Source organism: Hafnia alvei, assembly GCF_964063325.1.
Lineage (GTDB): Bacteria > Pseudomonadota > Gammaproteobacteria > Enterobacterales > Enterobacteriaceae > Hafnia > Hafnia alvei_B.
Genome location: NZ_OZ061315.1, coordinates 3,540,784 through 3,559,166 on the forward strand (window position 1 = coordinate 3,540,784; position 18,383 = coordinate 3,559,166).

At 48.3% G+C, this 18,383-nt stretch carries 15 protein-coding genes; 8 read left to right on the forward strand and 7 right to left on the reverse strand.

Annotation, left to right across the window (positions count from 1 at the left end):
- Positions 1 to 60: 60 nt before the first annotated feature.
- The 6 genes from hupB to bolA all read right to left on the reverse strand — a co-directional run bounded on the left by hupB (position 61) and on the right by bolA (position 7,692).
- Positions 61 to 333, reverse strand: a complete 273-nt coding sequence (gene hupB / locus AB3Y96_RS16750; protein WP_008814266.1) for a nucleoid-associated protein HU-beta — start codon at positions 331 to 333, stop codon at positions 61 to 63.
- A 218-nt stretch (positions 334 to 551) separates the two neighbouring features.
- Positions 552 to 2,906, reverse strand: coding sequence for an endopeptidase La (lon, locus tag AB3Y96_RS16755; RefSeq protein WP_040044362.1), 2,355 nt, complete (start codon positions 2,904 to 2,906; stop codon positions 552 to 554).
- Between the two features lie 190 nt (positions 2,907 to 3,096).
- Positions 3,097 to 4,368: an ATP-dependent protease ATP-binding subunit ClpX gene (gene clpX, locus AB3Y96_RS16760; protein WP_025799987.1), complete on the reverse strand. Its 1,272-nt coding sequence runs from the start codon at positions 4,366 to 4,368 to the stop codon at positions 3,097 to 3,099.
- 265 nt (positions 4,369 to 4,633) lie between these two features.
- Positions 4,634 to 5,254, reverse strand: a complete 621-nt coding sequence (clpP, locus tag AB3Y96_RS16765; protein WP_025799989.1) for an ATP-dependent Clp endopeptidase proteolytic subunit ClpP — start codon at positions 5,252 to 5,254, stop codon at positions 4,634 to 4,636.
- A 224-nt stretch (positions 5,255 to 5,478) separates the two neighbouring features.
- On the reverse strand, positions 5,479 to 6,783 hold the full coding sequence (tig, locus tag AB3Y96_RS16770; RefSeq protein WP_367299752.1) for a trigger factor: 1,305 nt from the start codon (positions 6,781 to 6,783) through the stop codon (positions 5,479 to 5,481).
- A 579-nt stretch (positions 6,784 to 7,362) separates the two neighbouring features.
- A complete protein-coding gene (gene bolA / locus AB3Y96_RS16775) occupies positions 7,363 to 7,692 on the reverse strand; it encodes a transcriptional regulator BolA (RefSeq protein ID WP_172625154.1) in 330 nt (109 codons plus the stop codon).
- Between the two features lie 483 nt (positions 7,693 to 8,175).
- On the opposite strand from bolA, the gene AB3Y96_RS16780 reads away from it, so the two are divergent.
- The 8 genes from AB3Y96_RS16780 to AB3Y96_RS16815 all read left to right on the forward strand — a co-directional run bounded on the left by AB3Y96_RS16780 (position 8,176) and on the right by AB3Y96_RS16815 (position 17,395).
- A complete protein-coding gene (locus tag AB3Y96_RS16780; protein WP_139130923.1) occupies positions 8,176 to 8,754 on the forward strand; it encodes a lipoprotein in 579 nt (192 codons plus the stop codon).
- Positions 8,755 to 8,870: 116 nt separating this feature from the next.
- Complete coding sequence (gene ampG, locus AB3Y96_RS16785) at positions 8,871 to 10,352, forward strand: muropeptide MFS transporter AmpG (protein WP_367299753.1); 1,482 nt, start codon at positions 8,871 to 8,873, stop codon at positions 10,350 to 10,352.
- A 619-nt stretch (positions 10,353 to 10,971) separates the two neighbouring features.
- Positions 10,972 to 11,901: a cytochrome o ubiquinol oxidase subunit II gene (gene cyoA / locus AB3Y96_RS16790; protein ID WP_072308557.1), complete on the forward strand. Its 930-nt coding sequence runs from the start codon at positions 10,972 to 10,974 to the stop codon at positions 11,899 to 11,901.
- Between the two features lie 3 nt (positions 11,902 to 11,904).
- Entirely contained in the window at positions 11,905 to 13,896 is a 1,992-nt protein-coding gene (gene cyoB, locus AB3Y96_RS16795) for a cytochrome o ubiquinol oxidase subunit I (RefSeq protein ID WP_072308556.1), read from the forward strand.
- Positions 13,886 to 14,506, forward strand: coding sequence for a cytochrome o ubiquinol oxidase subunit III (locus AB3Y96_RS16800; RefSeq protein WP_025800001.1), 621 nt, complete (start codon positions 13,886 to 13,888; stop codon positions 14,504 to 14,506). The genes cyoB and AB3Y96_RS16800 overlap by 11 nt, the downstream gene beginning before the upstream one ends.
- Positions 14,506 to 14,856 (forward strand): cytochrome o ubiquinol oxidase subunit IV, encoded by a 351-nt coding sequence (locus tag AB3Y96_RS16805; RefSeq protein WP_025800003.1) that lies wholly within the window; start codon positions 14,506 to 14,508, stop codon positions 14,854 to 14,856. Before AB3Y96_RS16800 ends, AB3Y96_RS16805 begins: the two co-directional genes overlap by 1 nt.
- Before the next feature lie 13 nt (positions 14,857 to 14,869).
- Entirely contained in the window at positions 14,870 to 15,760 is an 891-nt protein-coding gene (cyoE, locus tag AB3Y96_RS16810) for a heme o synthase (RefSeq protein WP_025800005.1), read from the forward strand.
- Positions 15,761 to 16,027: 267 nt separating this feature from the next.
- Positions 16,028 to 17,395: an MFS transporter gene (locus tag AB3Y96_RS16815; protein WP_367299754.1), complete on the forward strand. Its 1,368-nt coding sequence runs from the start codon at positions 16,028 to 16,030 to the stop codon at positions 17,393 to 17,395.
- Positions 17,396 to 17,671: 276 nt separating this feature from the next.
- On the opposite strand, the gene AB3Y96_RS16820 is transcribed toward AB3Y96_RS16815, so the two are convergent.
- The gene (locus AB3Y96_RS16820) at positions 17,672 to 18,163 is read right to left on the reverse strand and encodes a YajQ family cyclic di-GMP-binding protein (protein WP_040044356.1); all 492 of its coding nucleotides are present in this window, start codon (positions 18,161 to 18,163) and stop codon (positions 17,672 to 17,674) included.
- Positions 18,164 to 18,383: the final 220 nt, after the last annotated feature.

Consider the following 18,383-nt stretch of genomic DNA (forward strand, 5'->3'; position numbering starts at 1 on the left):
TTCCACTCACGTGGCTTCATAACATACAAACAAATTCAGACGGTTGAGTCAGACGCATTATTAATTAACAGCGTCTTTCAGTGCCTTGCCAGCACGGAAACCAGGTACTTTGGCAGCAGGAATGCTGATTTCTTTACCTGTCTGAGGGTTACGGCCAGTACGTGCAGAACGTTCGCGCACGTCAAAAGTACCAAAACCGACCAGAGCAACAGAATCACCGCTCTGCAAAGACTCAGTAACAGACGCAATAATCGCATCTAATGCACGGCCAGCTGCTGCTTTAGAAATATCTGCGCCTTCGGCAATCTTATCGACCAGTTGTGACTTATTCACTCTTTCATCCCCTTTAGAAATCTTATGCCGTACTGGAATATTGTCCTTAGGGTACGGCTGCGCTGCAGTTATATCAATCCTGTCAGTTCATGGCAAGACACATGAGATGCGGCTTTTCCTAATTTGACAGGGCTCTAAGTTAGCTGCACAAAAAAATGCTGGCAAGTCCGAAATAGACTGCCAGCATAGGTTTTATCAGCGGTTTATGCGATATATCACTATTTCGCAGTAACCACTTCCATTCCGAATGGTGAATTTTGCAGCGCCAAGGCTAAAACTTCATCAATTCGCTTCACCGGATGGATATCCAGATCGGCCAACACGTTGTCTGGAATCTCTTCCAAATCGCGTTTGTTTTCGTCTGGGATCAGCACGGTTTTAATTCCACCGCGGTGAGCTGCCAGCAGTTTTTCTTTCAAACCACCGATAGGCAACACTAACCCACGCAGCGTAATTTCACCGGTCATAGCAACATCGGCACGCACAGGATTACCGGTTAAGCATGAAACCAGCGCGGTGCACATCGCAATACCCGCACTTGGACCATCTTTCGGCGTAGCACCTTCAGGCACATGGACGTGAATATCACGCTTTTCGTAGAAATCAGGGTTGATACCCAATTTCTCAGCACGAGCGCGTACCACGGTCAACGCCGCCTGGATGGATTCCTGCATGACTTCACCTAAAGAACCGGTATACGTCAGCTTGCCTTTGCCTGGCACGCATGCGGTTTCAATCGTCAGCAAATCGCCGCCTACTTCAGTCCATGCCAAGCCAGTAACCTGACCCACGCGGTTTTCACTGTCCGCACGGCCATAGTCGTAGCGCTGCACACCTAAGAAGTCTTTCAGGTTGTCGCCGTTGATCTCAATATGCTTAACGGATTTATCCATCAGCAGATTTTTAACCGCCTTACGGCACAGTTTTGAGATTTCACGTTCCAGACTACGCACGCCCGCTTCACGCGTGTAATAGCGAATAATGCCGCTAATTGCGCTGTCATCAACCGTCAACTCACCTTTTTTCAGTGCGTTGCGTTCCAACTGTTTTGGCAGCAGATGCTGTTTCGCAATGTTGAGCTTTTCATCTTCGGTGTAACCCGACAGACGAATCACTTCCATACGATCCAACAACGGCGCAGGAATGTTCATCGAGTTCGATGTTGCCACAAACATCACGTCAGACAGATCGTAATCAACTTCCAGATAGTGGTCGTTGAACGCGATATTCTGTTCTGGATCCAGAACTTCCAGCAGCGCTGAAGCCGGATCGCCACGCATGTCCGAAGACATTTTGTCGATCTCATCGAGCAGGAACAGTGGGTTTTTCACCCCAACCTTGGCCATCTTCTGGATCAGTTTACCCGGCATAGAACCGATATAAGTACGACGATGGCCGCGAATTTCGGCTTCATCACGCACGCCACCCAGCGCCATACGGACATACTGACGCCCCGTAGCACGGGCAATAGACTGACCCAAAGAGGTCTTACCGACCCCTGGAGGCCCAACCAGACAGAGGATAGGCCCTTTAATTTTGCTAACACGACTCTGAACCGCTAAATATTCCAGAATTCGGTCTTTGACGCGCTCAAGACCGTAATGATCGGTATCCAGAATTTCCTGCGCTTTATTTAGATCTTTTTTGACCTTGCTGCGCGCATTCCACGGAACCTGAATCATCCAATCGATATAGCCACGCACCACGGTTGCTTCAGCGGACATCGGCGACATCATCTTCAGCTTTTGCAGCTCGGCTTCCGTTTTCTCGCGCGCGTCTTTCGGCATTTTTGCCGCTTCGATTTTGCGTTTCAGCGCTTCGAATTCGTCTGGCGTGTCGTCCATTTCGCCCAGTTCTTTCTGAATCGCTTTCATTTGCTCATTCAGATAGTACTCGCGCTGGCTCTTTTCCATCTGCTTTTTAACGCGGTTACGAATGCGTTTTTCAACCTGCAGCAGATCGATTTCAGACTCCATCATCGCCATCAGATATTCTAGACGCTCGGTCACGTCTGACATTTCCAGCACGGCCTGCTTGTCGTTTAACTTCAACGGCATGTGTGCAGCAATGGTATCTGCCAGCTTAGCCGCATCGTCAATACTGTTGAGCGATGTCAGCACTTCTGGTGGGATCTTTTTATTCAGTTTGATATAGCCTTCAAACTGATTAATGGCGGTACGAACCAGCACTTCTTGTTCGCGCTCGTCCATTTCTGGAATTTCTAAATATTCAGCCTGTGCAGCAAAATGTTCACCACTGTCAGATAACGTAGTGATTTTCGCACGCTGAAGTCCCTCAACCAGCACTTTGACGGTGCCATCGGGCAATTTCAGCATCTGTAAAATAGAGGCAACGGTACCTACAGAGAAAAGGTCATTTACCCCTGGTTCATCCGTTGAGGCTTCCTTTTGCGCGACCAGCAGGATCTTCTTGTCGTGATCCATTGCGGCTTCTAGGCACCGGATTGACTTTTCCCGGCCTACGAACAATGGAATCACCATGTGCGGATAAACCACCACATCGCGCAGAGGCAATACGGGGATTTCTATGCGTTCGGAACGCTCAGGATTCATAGAGCTCTCTCTTAGTTTAGCTTCCGCCAGGTTATGGGAATCTTACAACCCGTTTTACGTTGTTGCTTCACCCAGTTTGTATCTGAGTATATGGGGATGTTTACCAGGGATTCAACGCAAACAACAACAGAAAAAAAAATGGGAGATAAAATCCCCCATTTTATTGATAACCCATCAGTTTACTGGCTAATTATTCGCCAGAAGCTTGTGCTTCTGGTTTGCCATAAATCAGCATTGGCTCCGCCTGACCTTCAATGACGTTTTCGTCGACAACCACTTTTTCGACGTTTTCCATTGATGGTAAGTCGTACATCGTTTCCAGCAACGCGCCTTCAACGATAGAACGCAGACCACGAGCACCTGTTTTACGCGCCATCGCTTTTTTCGCGATAGCCGTCAGGGCTTCGTCACGGAACTCCAGATCTACACCTTCCAGATTAAATAATGCCTGATACTGTTTGGTCAGGGCATTTTTTGGCTCTTTCAGGATCTGAATCAGCGCGTCTTCACTCAGTTCACGCAGGGTAGCGACAACTGGCAAACGACCGATGAACTCAGGGATCAGACCAAATTTGATCAAATCTTCTGGTTCTGCCTGAGCCAGCAACTCGCCTTCGGTTGCTTTTTCAGACAACGCTTTAACCGTTGCGCCAAAACCAATACCGGTGCCGGTATTCACACGCTGGCCAATCACTTTATCCAAGCCGGCGAAAGCACCGCCACAGATAAACAGGATCTTAGAGGTATCAACCTGTAAGAATTCCTGCTGTGGATGCTTACGGCCGCCCTGAGGTGGAACCGCAGCGATAGTACCTTCAATCAGCTTCAGCAATGCCTGCTGTACGCCTTCACCTGAAACATCACGGGTGATAGACGGGTTGTCAGACTTACGAGAAATCTTATCGATTTCATCAATGTATACGATACCGCGCTGTGCTTTCTGAACGTCGTAATCACACTTCTGCAATAGCTTCTGAATGATATTTTCAACGTCTTCGCCCACATAACCGGCTTCGGTTAGGGTCGTTGCATCAGCCATGGTAAATGGCACATCAAGGAAACGTGCCAGCGTTTCCGCCAGCAAAGTTTTACCGCTACCGGTTGGACCGATCAGCAAGATATTACTTTTGCCCAGTTCGACACCGTTGCTGCTATCGCCGTTACGCAGGCGCTTGTAGTGGTTATACACCGCTACCGCCAAGACTTTTTTCGCCTGTTCCTGACCAATAACGTAATCATCTAAATGGTTACGGATTTCATGCGGCGTTGGCAGAGAGCTGCGCTCACGGTGTGGAGCAACTTCTTTAATCTCTTCGCGAATGATGTCATTACACAGATCGACACACTCGTCGCAGATATACACTGACGGCCCGGCGATCAGCTTACGAACTTCATGCTGGCTTTTGCCGCAAAAAGAACAGTACAGCAGCTTGCCTGAACCGTCTTTGCGCTTATCTGTCATCAGTAAACCTCTTTCATTAAGTATCTGTCCCGTCGAATCAGCCTATTACGGCTAAGACCGCTCAACGGCAGTGCGACCAATCTGCGCAAAACGGCCTATCAGCGTAGTCTATGTAACCCATTAGCGCGATGCGGGCATCGCTCCGCGCTTTATATTCACTATAGTATATCGGCAACCCGCCGTAACATGATAGTCACGCTATCGGCGGCTGGACGAGATAATAGGTCTCACAGACGTCCTGAATCTAGGCCGTAGTCTGACACAATCAGCCGCGGTGAGTCATTACCGAATCAACCAAGCCGTACTCTACAGCTTCGTCCGCTGACAAGAAGCGGTCACGTTCGGTATCACGCTCGATTTCTTCGAGCGATTTACCTGAATGTTTTGCCATTAGCTCATTCATACGAGCTTTAACTTTCAGGATTTCTTTGGCGTGAATTTCAATATCCGTCGCCTGCCCTTGGAAACCACCCAACGGCTGGTGAATCATCACGCGTGAATTTGGCAGGCAGAAACGCTTACCTTTCGCCCCTGCCGTCAGCAGAAACGCGCCCATGGAACACGCCTGTCCCATACAGATGGTGCTCACATCGGGTTTGATAAACTGCATGGTGTCATAAATTGACATGCCTGCAGTAATAACGCCACCCGGTGAGTTGATATAAAGATGGATATCTTTCTCTGGGTTTTCTGCTTCGAGGAACAGCATCTGAGCCACGATCAGATTTGCCATGTGATCTTCAACCTGACCAGTCAGGAAGATGATTCGTTCTTTCAACAGACGGGAAAAAATATCGTATGAACGTTCGCCACGCGAAGTCTGTTCAACAACCATTGGCACTAAGGCCATGTGCGGTGCTAAATCACGCTCGCCACTGTATGACATTAACCGTCTCCTATAGAAATCACTTTGGCATTATTTGCTTTGATTCTACTGTAGATAAACTATGTTGACCATGCTCAACTGTCTGTGTCTGTTGTTATAGGTTAGACACTTAGCCAATATTTGGGGACAGTAATCAAAGAAATAAACCTTTTCCCATAAAAAAACCTTCGCCCAAGAGCGAAGGTTTTTATTACTTCGGAACGAATAAGCCGTTCAGAGCAACATTACGCAGCCTGAGTCTGGTTCATCAGTTCGCTGAAGTTGGTCGCTTTTTCAGACACTTTAGCGCTAGCCAGCAGTGCTTCAACAGCTTGTTCTTCCAGAGCAACATTACGCATGTTGTTCATCAGCTCTTTATTTTTGCTGTAGAACTCAACCACTTCTTTTGGATCTTCGTAAGCAGAAGCCATTTCTTCGATCAGCGCTTTAACGCGATCTTCATCAGCTTTCAGCTCTTTCTTGGTGATAACTTCACCCAGCAACAGACCTACAACAACGCGACGTTTAGCCTGTTCTTCGAACAGTTCGCGTGGCAGTTCCAGAGCTTGTTTCTCGTTGCCACCGAAACGCTGTGCAGCCTGACGACGCAGAACGTCAACTTCACCGTCAATCAGTGCAGCTGGAACGTCGATGTCGTTTGCTTTAACCAGACCGTCGATAACCTGAGACTTGATACGGTTACGTACTGCGCCTTTCAGTTCGCGTTCCATGTTTTTACGCACTTCAGCTTTCAGACCATCCAGAGAACCATCAGCAACGCCGAAACGTTTGATGAATTCTTCGGTGAATTCTGGCAGTTCGCGTTCTTCAACTTTCTTCAGAACGATATCGAATTTAGCCGCTTTACCTTTCAGGTTTTCAGCGTGGTAATCTTCTGGGAAGGTCACTTCGATAGCGAATTCTTCACCCGCTTTGTGGCCCAGAATACCTTCTTCGAAACCTGGGATCATACGACCCTGGCCCATTGCCAGAACGAAATCAGAGGCTTTGCCGCCTTCGAAAACTTCGCCGTCGATAGAACCGGTGAAATCTACGGTTACGCGGTCTTCAGCTTCAACTGCACGTTCGATTGCAGTCCAAGTTGCCTGCTGCTTACGCAGGGTGTCCAGCATCGCGTCAACGTCAGCGTCAGTTACTTCAACAACTGGCTTTTCAACTTCGATGCTTTCCAGATCTTTCAGATCGATCTCTGGGTAAACTTCGAATTCAACCGCGAAAGAGAAGTCTTCGCCCAGTTTGTATTCGCCTGGTACATAGTTAGGCGCGCCAGCTGGATTCAGTTTTTCTTTGATGATCGCATCAACGAAGTTACGCTGCATCAGATCGCCCAGAACGTCCTGGCGAACAGATGCGCCATAACGCTGAGAGATAATGTGCATTGGCACTTTACCTTTACGGAAGCCGTCGATACGTGCTTTTTTAGCCACGTTGACCAGCTCACTGTTTACTGCTTTTTCAATGCTGTCGGCTGCAACAGTAATATTTACGCGGCGGCCAAGGCCTTCGGTGGTTTCAACAGAAACTTGCATCTTATACCTCAAAAAATCACAGTGCTCGGTCAACTCCAGAAGTCGTTTTCAATGAAGAAAACCCGACTTCACAGAACCGGGACGGCCGCTTTCAGCAGAACCGTGTTCCCTGTTTATCCCTTCTTACTTGAAGCCGCTACGGTGTTGGCTGCGGTTATTCACCCTAATCACTTACCGGTGTAAGCTCATCGGGATTCACTCGCTGGCCGCCTAGCAACAACATCAAGTACTTTGGGCGTAGAAGCGTCCCGAATACATTCAGGAAAAAATAGACGCGACATTATAGCGATGCATGAGCGATGAGTCGAGAACCGCACGCCAACTGTCCGCGGCGTGATTCACAGTTTCGAGCGATACCTCGGCAACTCGGGTACAACAGTAGAACGTTGTAGCGCCAAGTTCCACGGGCCAAAGTCACGAAATCGCGTGCGCACCTAAGTCATAAAGTTGCTACACAAAAAGAAACGGCCACTCGGGCCGTTTCTCGTCAAACACGCTATTAATACAGCAAAAACGGCTAAGAGTTCCACCTTCGTGGTAATTTACTTGCCTTTTCGCCGCCTATTTAAGCAAGTTAGCTTAGGCTAGGGTGCCAGCCCCGCGACAGGGTGGTGATGCAGGAACCGTATCTTGCAACGCCTCCCACTCTTTATGGGTATAGGTATGTAAGGCTAACGCATGCACACCATCAGCCAGTTCCTCTGACAGAACGCCATATATAGAACGATGACGCGTCAAGAAGCGCTCGCCTTGGAAACGATCGCTAACCATGACAACTTTAAAGTGACTTTCAGAACCTGCCGGTACGTTATGGCGATAGCTTTCATCAACCACCTCAAGATAGAAAGGTTCAAACGCGGCGCGTAACTTTGCTTCTATCTGTTCTCTCATCATAAGATATCCCCTCATACTGCATCGGCAGAAAGAGCGCTGCTCTTAATGGAATGTATTTCCTTCTCGGAACGGCTAAGCCATCACAAGTATTATCAGTGGCAGCCCGCATCAGGGGCGGACAAACGCCCAATCGGAAAACACATCTTAACGTTAAGCGTAGCTGTTTTTTCACAACTAACGCCGCTACAAAACATTTTTATCGTGTTTTGCGTAGCGTAACTTATAAAAATTTTCTGTCTATCATTCAAATGGGTGGCTTTAAAAGTCAGTTTAATGTTTAAACAGAAAGACAAAACGCCACCACGTTAGTGATTTCATTATCCTTAAGATAAAAATATTTATAGGGGGCTTCAACATCCCAATGGCAATGCTATGATGGCGGATATTTTGTCCGTAAAGCCCGTTGGCTCGTCATAATCATACTCAGTCATAACTCAGTCATAGATGAAGGATGAGCACGGCGTCTTCCCACGTAAAATGGTTATTAACTCGATGAATATGATCAAAAAACTGTTTTTCCCGCTTTTGGCCGTTTTCGCTTTGGCCGGATGCGCAACCAGCACCAATACAATAGACGTTAACCCTAAGATGGCCTTGCCACAGCAGGATCCAACCTTGCAAGGCATCACGATCAGCATTAACGGTGCGGATGTTCGCCAAGATAAGGCGCTGGCAAAAGTTAATCGCGATGGTGAGTTAGTCACGCTGACGCCTTCACGCGATCTGCGTTTCTTGCTGCAGGAAGTGTTGGAAAATCAGATGACTAAGCGCGGTTATATGGTCGGTCCAAGCGGCGCTGTTGATTTGCAGATCGTTGTCAACCAGCTGTATGCCGATGTGAAAGAAGGCAATCTGCGTTACAACATCACCACCAATGCTGATATTTCTATCATCGCACAGGCGAAAAATGGTAATAAGCAGGTGAAAAACTATCGCTCTGTTTACAACGAGCAAGGTGCATTTACCGCATCGAATAGCAAAATCACTAATGCCGTCAATAATACCATGTCAGACATCGTATCTAACATGGCGCAAGACACTAGCATCAGCGACTTCATCAAAGCCAACGCACGTTAATCTCTATGCTCAGAGCCATTCGTTTTGCCGGATAAGAGCACGATCGAATGATGATGAGCATACGCCGTTTTCACCCCGCTCTGCCCGACCTTGGGCAGAGCATGGGAATCAATTGAATGTCTAATTCAAACTTAGCTATTTTCACCCAGCGTAATACGGTCATTTTATTACTGTTGGGTTTTGCCTCTGGCCTTCCTCTCGCATTAACTTCCGGTACACTTCAGGCTTGGATGACCGTTGCCAACGTCGATCTCAAAACGATCGGATTCTTTTCACTGGTTGGTCAGGCCTACGTTTTTAAATTCCTATGGTCACCGATGATGGATCGCTATACGCCTTCCTTCCTTGGTCGCCGCCGTGGCTGGCTTTTAGTGACTCAAATCCTGCTACTTATCACCATCTTTGCCATGGGATTACTCAATCCTATCCAGCATCTGTGGTGGCTGGCAGGATTGGCCGTCATCGTCGCATTCTGCTCAGCCTCCCAAGATATTGTCTTCGACGCCTATAAAACTGATTTGCTTAGCGCTGAAGAACGCGGAACCGGCGCGGCTGTTTCCGTTTTGGGCTATCGGCTGGCGATGCTGGTTTCCGGTGGGTTAGCGCTGTGGTTAGCCGATCGCTATTTTGGCTGGCAAGGCACCTATTGGCTGATGGCTGGTTTAATGCTGATCGGTATCGCTGCTACGCTATTTGCTCCAGAACCTCAGGTATCAGCGCCTGCACCACGCACGCTTGAACAGGCCGTGATTGAGCCGCTTAAGGATTTCTTTGGCCGAAATAATGCGTGGCTAATTTTATTACTCATCGTGATGTACAAGATGGGTGATGCTTTCGCCGGCAGTTTGAGCACAACGTTTCTGATTCGCGGTGTCGGATTCGACGCGGGTGAAGTTGGTATCGTCAACAAAACGTTAGGGTTGTTTGCCACCATCGTTGGCGCCTTGTTTGGCGGCGTACTGATGCAACGCCTGTCCCTTTTCCGCGCATTGATGCTATTTGGTATCTTGCAAGGGGTATCCAATTTTGGCTACTGGCTGCTGGCGGTGACCGATAAAAACCTGCTCACCATGGGCAGCGCCATTTTTCTGGAGAACCTCTGTGGGGGAATGGGCACCGCGGCATTCGTCGCACTGTTAATGACGCTGTGTAACAAGTCATTCTCAGCAACCCAATTCGCTCTATTGTCGGCGCTTTCAGCCGTAGGTCGTGTCTATGTAGGGCCGGTTGCGGGTTGGTTTGTTGAATTACATGGCTGGCCGTTGTTCTATCTTTTCTCGATCGTCGCCGCCGTTCCTGGGCTCTTGCTGCTGGTCGCCTGCCGCAAAACCTTGGAATACACACAAACCACCGGTGAGTTCTCGCGCCGAACCCGCTTTGCTCGAGCCTATAAGCTGGCCTCTCAATCACTGTTGGTCGGATGCATTTTGATTGCATTATGGCTGCTTGGGCTGCTCGTAGAAACTCTTTCTGGCTCGAGTGCTGATGTCCTCATGGATTGGCTGTTAAATATTGGTTTATTGCTGAGCTTATTTGGCATTTTACTTGGCGCGGGTTTGGATTATCGCAGCCAGCGCGATCTACAGCCGACAATTTAATTCCGTAACTAAATTAATTTAAGTCTTAAAATAATAAAAAAAACGCTGCCTATATTTTAGGCAGCGTTTTTTTTATTATTCAAATTTGCCGCTTAATTATCCATTAAATAATTTTCTACTGATATTTTTCTGTATTTTCACACCTAAGCAACTGTTCAATTTTCACGCTAAATTCATTTAGACGTCAGAAAAATGAAGAACAAAAAATTAACAAATAGAGATCTCTTTCACGTTTCGTGCCTTCTAAGAGAATAAATAAACCTAAATGTAACGAGTTACATATCCCTACGATCTGTGTCACATATTCCTATTTAAAGCTGGCAATACATGGGCTAACCGCAGATTAGGAGCTAGGCTAGAAGTGACAAAACGTGATTTCCAGAGGTACGTAAATATTTTTTGTTACATTTACTTTGTTACAACAAAGTGAAAATAAGCCTCTGATTTGATAGCTACATTTCGCCTTAAACACACCATGAAATGCGACATTTAGAACAAACAAACTGGACTTTTTAAACAATGGAGTGACAGACCTTTAAGAATGTTTACAGATCTGCAACCTTCCCGTAAAATGCCCCTACATTTGGGACGACAGAGAGCCTTCGATTGAGGTCGTTAGATGAGACTCAGTAAATTAAATAAAAGCTTTGGGATATTATCTTTAATCGCAGCCTCGGCCTTGCTGAGCGGTTGTGATATGGCGCTTCTGGATCCTAAAGGACAAATAGGTCTAGAGCAGAGATCCCTGATACTGACTGCCCTTGGGCTGATGTTAATCGTGGTGATTCCAGTAATCGTAATGACAATTGTATTTACGCGTAAATTCCGCGCGTCAAATACTGATGCCAAATACACTCCCAACTGGTCTCACTCTAATAAAATTGAAGCTGTCGTTTGGACAGTGCCAATTATCATTATCGCTATCCTCGCAACATTGACGTGGAAAACGACTCACGAACTTGATCCGTATAAACCACTGGTCTCCGACGTTAAACCAATCCGTGTTGATGTAATTTCACTCGACTGGAAATGGTTGTTCGTTTATCCAGACTTGGGGATTGCAACCGTTAATGAACTGGCTTTCCCAGCCAATACTCCGGTTAATTTCCGCATCACGTCAAACTCGGTGATGAACTCATTCTTCATTCCGCGTTTAGGTGGGCAGATTTACGCGATGGCAGGCATGCAGACCCAACTGCATTTGATTGCCAACGAACCGGGTAAATATAACGGGATTTCCAGCAGCTACAGCGGTCCAGGATTCTCTGGAATGAAGTTCACCGCCATCGCAACGCCCGATAATGAAACCTTTGATCAGTGGGTTGCCAACGTTAAGAAAGCACCTAATCAGCTGACCACCATGGCTGAATTCGACGCATTAGCGAAGCCAAGTGAATACCATCCGGTTGAATACTTCTCTAGCGCTAATCCAGAATTGTTTGTCGATGTGATTAACAAATTCATGGGCAGCAAGAAGATGGACATGAAGAAAGACGAGCATATGGATATGGACATGGGTGAGCACGCTCACGCAGGAGCCGAGGAATAACAGATGTTTGGAAAACTAACACTCGACGCCGTCCCGTACCATGAACCGATTGTTATGGTTACGGTTGCCGGCATTATCTTAGGCGGTCTGGCCCTTCTGGCTTTGATTACCTATTTTGGAAAATGGAAATACCTATGGACGGAGTGGCTAACTTCGGTTGACCATAAACGTCTGGGTATCATGTACATCATCGTGGCGTTTGTCATGCTGCTGCGCGGCTTTGCCGATGCCATCATGATGCGTAGCCAGCAGGCGCTTGCGTCCGCCGGTGAAGCCGGATTCTTGCCACCGCATCACTACGACCAGATCTTCACCGCTCACGGCGTTATCATGATCTTCTTTGTAGCAATGCCGTTCGTGGTAGGTCTGATGAACGTCGTTGTGCCGTTGCAAATCGGTGCTCGCGACGTTGCCTTCCCATTCCTGAATAACCTGAGCTTCTGGTTCACCGTTGCCGGTGTGGTTCTGATCAACCTGTCGCTGGGTGTGGGCGAATTTGCTCAAACTGGCTGGTTGGCCTATCCACCGCTATCAGGTAAGGAGTACAGCCCTGGCGTAGGGGTCGATTACTGGATATGGAGTCTACAGATATCCGGCTTGGGCACCTTGCTGACGGGCGTTAACTTCTTTGCCACCATCATCAAAATGCGTGCTCCTGGCATGTCTCTGATGAAAATGCCGGTTTTCACATGGACCGCATTGTGCACCAACGTTCTGATCATTGCTGCCTTCCCGATTTTAACCGTTACCGTTGCTTTACTGACGGCTGACCGCTACCTCGGCACCCATTTCTTCACCAACGATATGGGCGGCAACATGATGATGTACATCAACCTGATTTGGGCCTGGGGCCATCCGGAAGTGTATATCTTGGTTCTGCCTGTCTTCGGTGTGTTCTCCGAAGTGGTGGCAACCTTCTGTAAGAAACGTCTGTTTGGCTACACCTCGCTGGTATGGGCGACCGTGTGTATCACCATTCTGTCGTTCATCGTTTGGCTGCATCACTTCTTTACCATGGGGTCAGGTGCGAACGTCAATGCGTTCTTCGGTATAGCCACGATGATTATCTCGATTCCGACCGGGGTAAAAATCTTCAACTGGCTGTTCACCATGTACCAAGGCCGCATCGTGTTTAACTCTGCGATGCTGTGGACTATTGGCTTCATCATCACCTTTACCGTGGGTGGTATGACCGGAGTTCTGCTGGCTGTTCCTGGTGCAAACTTTGTTCTGCATAACAGCCTGTTCCTGATTGCGCACTTCCATAACGTGATCATCGGCGGTGTGGTATTCGGTTGCTTCGCCGGTATGACTTACTGGTTCCCGAAAGCATTTGGCTTCACGCTAAACGAAACTTGGGGCAAACGCGCATTCTGGTTCTGGATCATCGGCTTCTTCGTTGCCTTCATGCCGCTGTACGGCTTGGGCTTCATGGGCATGACTCGTCGTCTGAGCCAGCAAATTGACCCTGCATTCCATCCTCTGCTGATGGTTGCTGCGGGCGGCGCTGCGCTGATTGCATGCGGTATTGCCTGCCAGCTGATTCAGATTTTCGTGTCTGTTCGCGACCGCGATCAGAACCGCGATCTGACCGGCGATCCATGGGGCGGCCGTACGCTGGAGTGGTCAACGTCTTCTCCACCGCCGTTCTATAACTTCGCTATCGAGCCACAGGTTCATTCGCGTGATGCATTCTGGGAGCTGAAAGAAGAAGGTATCGCTTATAAGAAACCAGAAAAATATGCACCAATTCATATGCCACGTAACACTGGCGCAGGCGTCATCATTGCAGGCTTCAGCCTCGTCTTTGGTTTTGCCATGATTTGGGACATCTGGTGGCTGGCGATTGTCTGCTTCCTGGGCATGATTGCCACGTGGATCGTGCACAGCTTCAACGATGATGTTGATTACTACGTTCAAGTTCCTGAAATTGAAAGTATTGAGAATCAACACTTTGAACAAATTAGCAAAGCAGGCGTGAAATATGACAACTGATACTTTACATCATACTCACGGTCAGGAGGCCCATGCGGAGCATGGGCACCACGACGCCGGTGACACGAAAGTGTTCGGCTTCTGGGTCTACCTGATGAGCGACTGTATTCTGTTCGCGAGCTTGTTCGCAACGTATGCAGTCTTGGTCAACGGCACCGCTGACGGCCCATCCGGCAAAGATATTTTTGAACTGCCGTTTGTGTTGGTTGAAACCTTCCTGCTGTTATTTAGCAGCATCACCTATGGCTTCGCCATGCTGGCGATGAACAAAGGTAAAGTAGGCACCGTAAATACCTGGTTAGGCTTGACCTTCCTGTTCGGTGCAGGCTTCATCGCGATGGAAATCTACGAATTCCATCACCTGATTGCCGAAGGTTTTGGTCCAGACAAAAGTGCATTCCTGTCTGCCTTCTTTACCTTGGTTGGCACGCACGGTATTCACGTTACCAGTGGCCTGATCTGGATTATCGTGATGATGATTCAGGTAGGCAAAAAAGGCCTGACCGCGCGTAACCGTACTCGCCTGATGTGTCTGAGCCTGTTCTGGCACTTCTTGGACGTGGTGTGGATCTGCGTATTCACCGTAGTTTATCTGATGGGGGCAATGTAATGAGTCACTCACCTACAACGGGTCACCATTCTACAGACAACAACGGTGCTAGCCACGGCAGCGCAAAGTCTTACATGATTGGCTTTATTCTGTCGGTCATCCTTACGGTTATCCCGTTCTGGATGGTGATGGAAGGTACCGCTTCGCACCAAACGATTTTGGTTACCGTGGTGGCGATGGCAGTGATTCAGATTTTTGTTCATCTGGTGTACTTCCTGCACATGAACACCTCGTCTGAAGAGCGTTGGAACCTGATAGCTCTGGCATTTACCGCCTTGATTATCGCCATTGTTGTCGTTGGCTCACTTTGGATTATGTACAACCTCAACATCAATATGATGGTCCACTAAAGAGCTGCCTGTGATGATGAAGCAATACCTGCAAGTAACAAAACCGGGCATTATCTTCGGTAACCTGATTTCGGTTATCGGTGGATTCTTCCTGGCCTCGAAGGGGAGCTTAGATGTTCCCCTGTTCATCGCGACCATGGTAGGCGTGTCGCTGGTTGTCGCCTCGGGCTGTGTATTTAATAACTACATTGACCGAGACATAGATAAAATTATGGAGCGAACCAAAAACCGCGTTTTGGTGAAAGGGTTAATCGCGCCTAAAGTGACATTGACCTACGCTACGCTGTTGGGCCTTGCCGGTGTTGCACTGTTATATGTTGCGGCTAATCCGTTAGCCGCGCTGTTGGCAGTGATTGGCTTCATCGTCTACGTTGGCGTTTACAGCCTGTATATGAAGCGTCATTCCGTATACGGTACGCTGATTGGCAGCCTGTCTGGCGCCGCTCCACCGGTTATTGGCTATTGCGCCGTCAGCAACGAGTTTGACGCCGGCGCGCTGATCCTTCTGGCTATTTTCAGCCTGTGGCAGATGCCGCACTCCTATGCGATTGCCATCTTCCGCTTCAAGGATTATCAAGCTGCCAATATTCCAGTATTGCCCGTGGTTAAAGGTATTTCGGTAGCTAAAAACCACATCACGCTGTACATCGTGGCGTTTATGGTTGCCACGCTGATGCTGTCTCTAGGCGGGTATGCTGGCTATAAATATCTGGTTGTTGCAGCCGCGGTCAGCGTGTGGTGGTTAGGTATGGCGCTCTCTGGCTATAAGAAAGCGGTGGACGATCGCGTATGGGCTCGCAAACTGTTTGTGTTCTCCATCGTGACCATCACTTGCCTGAGCGTAATGATGTCGGTTGACTTCCAGTCTCCGGCAACAGAAAGCCTGCTAACGATGCTGCGTTGATCGTTTAGTCTTAATGGTTAATCGTAAAAAGCCGGATATCTCATCCGGCTTTCTTTTTCCCCCTCCCCCGCTGAGTCCTTAGTCTGTTCAAAACGGGTAAGGTCAAGTAATCTAGCTCGGCTTTAATTACAATAGATACTATTCCTCGGGAATGCTTTCCACCAACTGCCTCCAGAGCAGTGCTCATCAGAAAGCACCAATAACAAGAATAATTTCAACGCAGTGAAACGCTGGGTTGTTCCCGTACTAAAAGAAACTGAGGTTGTAATGAATGATTTTCAGATGACACCAGAGGAACGGAAAGCCACCTGGGGTCTAGGAACCGTATTCTCATTGCGTATGCTTGGGATGTTTATGGTTTTGCCGGTGCTAACCACCTATGGTATGTCTTTGGCGGGCGCTTCCGAAACGTTAATCGGGCTCGCGATTGGAATTTATGGCTTAACACAAGCCGTCTTCCAGATCCCATTTGGCCTCTTTTCCGACCGAATCGGACGTAAACCTCTGATCGTCGGTGGACTACTGATATTTGCTCTCGGCAGCGCCATTGCGGCCATGACAGACTCAATATGGGGCGTGATCCTTGGCCGCGCTTTACAAGGCTCGGGAGCTATTGCCGCCGCGGTTATGGCGCTGTTATCCGACTTAACCCGTGAGCAAAATCGCACTAAGGCGATGGCATTTATCGGCGTCAGTTTTGGCGTCACCTTTGCCATTGCAATGGTCGCAGGCCCGATTATCACCCACGCAATTGGCCTCTCCGGGCTTTTCTGGATGATCGCGCTGCTCGCATTAGGTGGCGTTATCATCACGCTCTTTTGCATCCCAACGCCGCGCCATCACGTGCTGAACCGTGAATCGAGCATGGTGAAGGGCAGTTTTAGCAAAGTACTGGCAAACAGCCGGTTGCTTAAGCTTAATTTCGGCATTATGTGCGTACATATTTTACTGATGTCGAGCTTTGTAGCGCTGCCACCGCTCATGGAAGAAGCGGGTCTGGCAAGGGATAATCAGTGGAAAGTCTATTTAGTGACCATGCTGATCGCATTTGTCTGCGTTATCCCTTTCATCATCTATGCTGAAAAACAGCGTCGTATGAAACAGGTATTTCAGGTGTGCGTTATTTTAATGCTCGCCGCTGAGGTAATCCTCTGGTACGCCGATTTAAACCTGTGGGGCATTATCTTTGGCGTTCAAGTTTTCTTTATTGCATTCAATGTGATGGAAGCGCTATTGCCTTCACTGATCAGCAAAGAGTCGCCCGCTGGATATAAAGGCACAGCGATGGGAATTTACTCCACCAGCCAATTTCTCGGCGTGGCCATCGGTGGGAGCTTAGGCGGATTCTTATATTCACATAACGGCGCGGCAACCGTGTTTACCGGATGCGCAGTGTTGGCCGTGATCTGGCTTGCGGTTAGCATGACGATGAAAGAGCCTCCTTACGTCAGCAGTTTGCGCATTGTTATTCCCGACACGATCCCTGCAACGCCAGAATTAGAACTGGCGCTTAAACAACTGCACGGCGTGGCTGATGTGGTGCTTATTCCTGAAGAAAAAACGGCGTATGTGAAGATTGATTCTAAAATCACCAACCGCGGCGATATTGAGCTGTTTGTGGCGGGGCAGCATTAGATTTAGGCCTGTTTATCTGATGCTTTTGTTTTTCTTGTTGGATGAGATACACGATAGAGCCGCCAGCAAGGATGCTGGTGGCAGGTTGAGGGCGCACAGGACGTGCGCTCCGAGACCGGTCGGACAAACAACTCGGTAAAAAGCGCGAGAGTCGAGAGGTTGCGTGCCAGCAACCTTTCGTTGGACGCCTGAACCAGCATTTTCATGGAAACCCAAATGCTAATTGGCGTCCGAAACCTTACGCGATTCTACAAACCTTACGCCTAAAACAATTTGTTAATCGCGGAAGTTATTAAACTGGAATGGTTGTCCCAAATCTGCACCACGAATAAGGGCCATAACGCCCTGCAAATCATCGCGTGATTTACCCGTGACACGCACTTGTTCACCCTGAACCTGCGCCTGCACTTTCAACTTGCTGTCTTTAATCAGCTTAATGACTTTTTTCGCCATTGCGCTATCAATGCCCTTTTTCAGCGTGGCTTCAATGCTGTAGGTTTTACCGCTGTGTTCTATCTGCTCTGGGATCTCTAATGCAGCACCATCGATGCCACGTTTCGCCAGTTTTTCGCGCATAATATCCACGAGCTGGTTGACTTGGAAATCAGAGATGCTGGAGATTTTTATACTTTCATTTTTCTCATTCAGCTCAAAGCTGGCTTCAACGTTGCGAAAATCCCAACGGGTTCCTAGCTCACGTGAAGCGTTTTCTACGGCGTTACGAACTTCTTGAATATCAATTTCAGAAACGATATCGAATGAAGGCATGTTAAATCTCCTCTCGGTTGAATGCCGAGCATAATAGCGGCTTCCTCCGACGATGCAAGACCAGCCACCGTCCTTACACCATAACCAATGCTTCTCACTGCGATCTGCGTCATAAAAGTTTATACTGATAATATCCATCATACTTCAAGCTGCATCTTTGTTGGCTGCGCTCACTCGCCCGAATCACTTACTCGAGTAAGCTCATCGGGACTCGCTCTTT

Bases quoted from the DNA above. Each gene is read 5' to 3' on its own strand.
- lon (WP_040044362.1), bottom strand. From the start codon at position 2,906: ATGAATCCTGAGCGTTCCGAACGCATAGAAATCCCCGTATTGCCTCTG.
- clpX (WP_025799987.1), bottom strand. From the start codon at position 4,368: ATGACAGATAAGCGCAAAGACGGTTCAGGCAAGCTGCTGTACTGTTCT.
- clpP (WP_025799989.1), bottom strand. From the start codon at position 5,254: ATGTCATACAGTGGCGAGCGTGATTTAGCACCGCACATGGCCTTAGTG.
- tig (WP_367299752.1), bottom strand. From the start codon at position 6,783: ATGCAAGTTTCTGTTGAAACCACCGAAGGCCTTGGCCGCCGCGTAAAT.
- bolA (WP_172625154.1), bottom strand. From the start codon at position 7,692: ATGAGGGGATATCTTATGATGAGAGAACAGATAGAAGCAAAGTTACGC.
- AB3Y96_RS16780 (WP_139130923.1), top strand. From the start codon at position 8,176: ATGATCAAAAAACTGTTTTTCCCGCTTTTGGCCGTTTTCGCTTTGGCC.
- ampG (WP_367299753.1), top strand. From the start codon at position 8,871: ATGTCTAATTCAAACTTAGCTATTTTCACCCAGCGTAATACGGTCATT.
- cyoA (WP_072308557.1), top strand. From the start codon at position 10,972: ATGAGACTCAGTAAATTAAATAAAAGCTTTGGGATATTATCTTTAATC.
- cyoB (WP_072308556.1), top strand. From the start codon at position 11,905: ATGTTTGGAAAACTAACACTCGACGCCGTCCCGTACCATGAACCGATT.
- AB3Y96_RS16800 (WP_025800001.1), top strand. From the start codon at position 13,886: ATGACAACTGATACTTTACATCATACTCACGGTCAGGAGGCCCATGCG.
- AB3Y96_RS16805 (WP_025800003.1), top strand. From the start codon at position 14,506: ATGAGTCACTCACCTACAACGGGTCACCATTCTACAGACAACAACGGT.
- cyoE (WP_025800005.1), top strand. From the start codon at position 14,870: ATGATGAAGCAATACCTGCAAGTAACAAAACCGGGCATTATCTTCGGT.
- AB3Y96_RS16815 (WP_367299754.1), top strand. From the start codon at position 16,028: ATGAATGATTTTCAGATGACACCAGAGGAACGGAAAGCCACCTGGGGT.
- AB3Y96_RS16820 (WP_040044356.1), bottom strand. From the start codon at position 18,163: ATGCCTTCATTCGATATCGTTTCTGAAATTGATATTCAAGAAGTTCGT.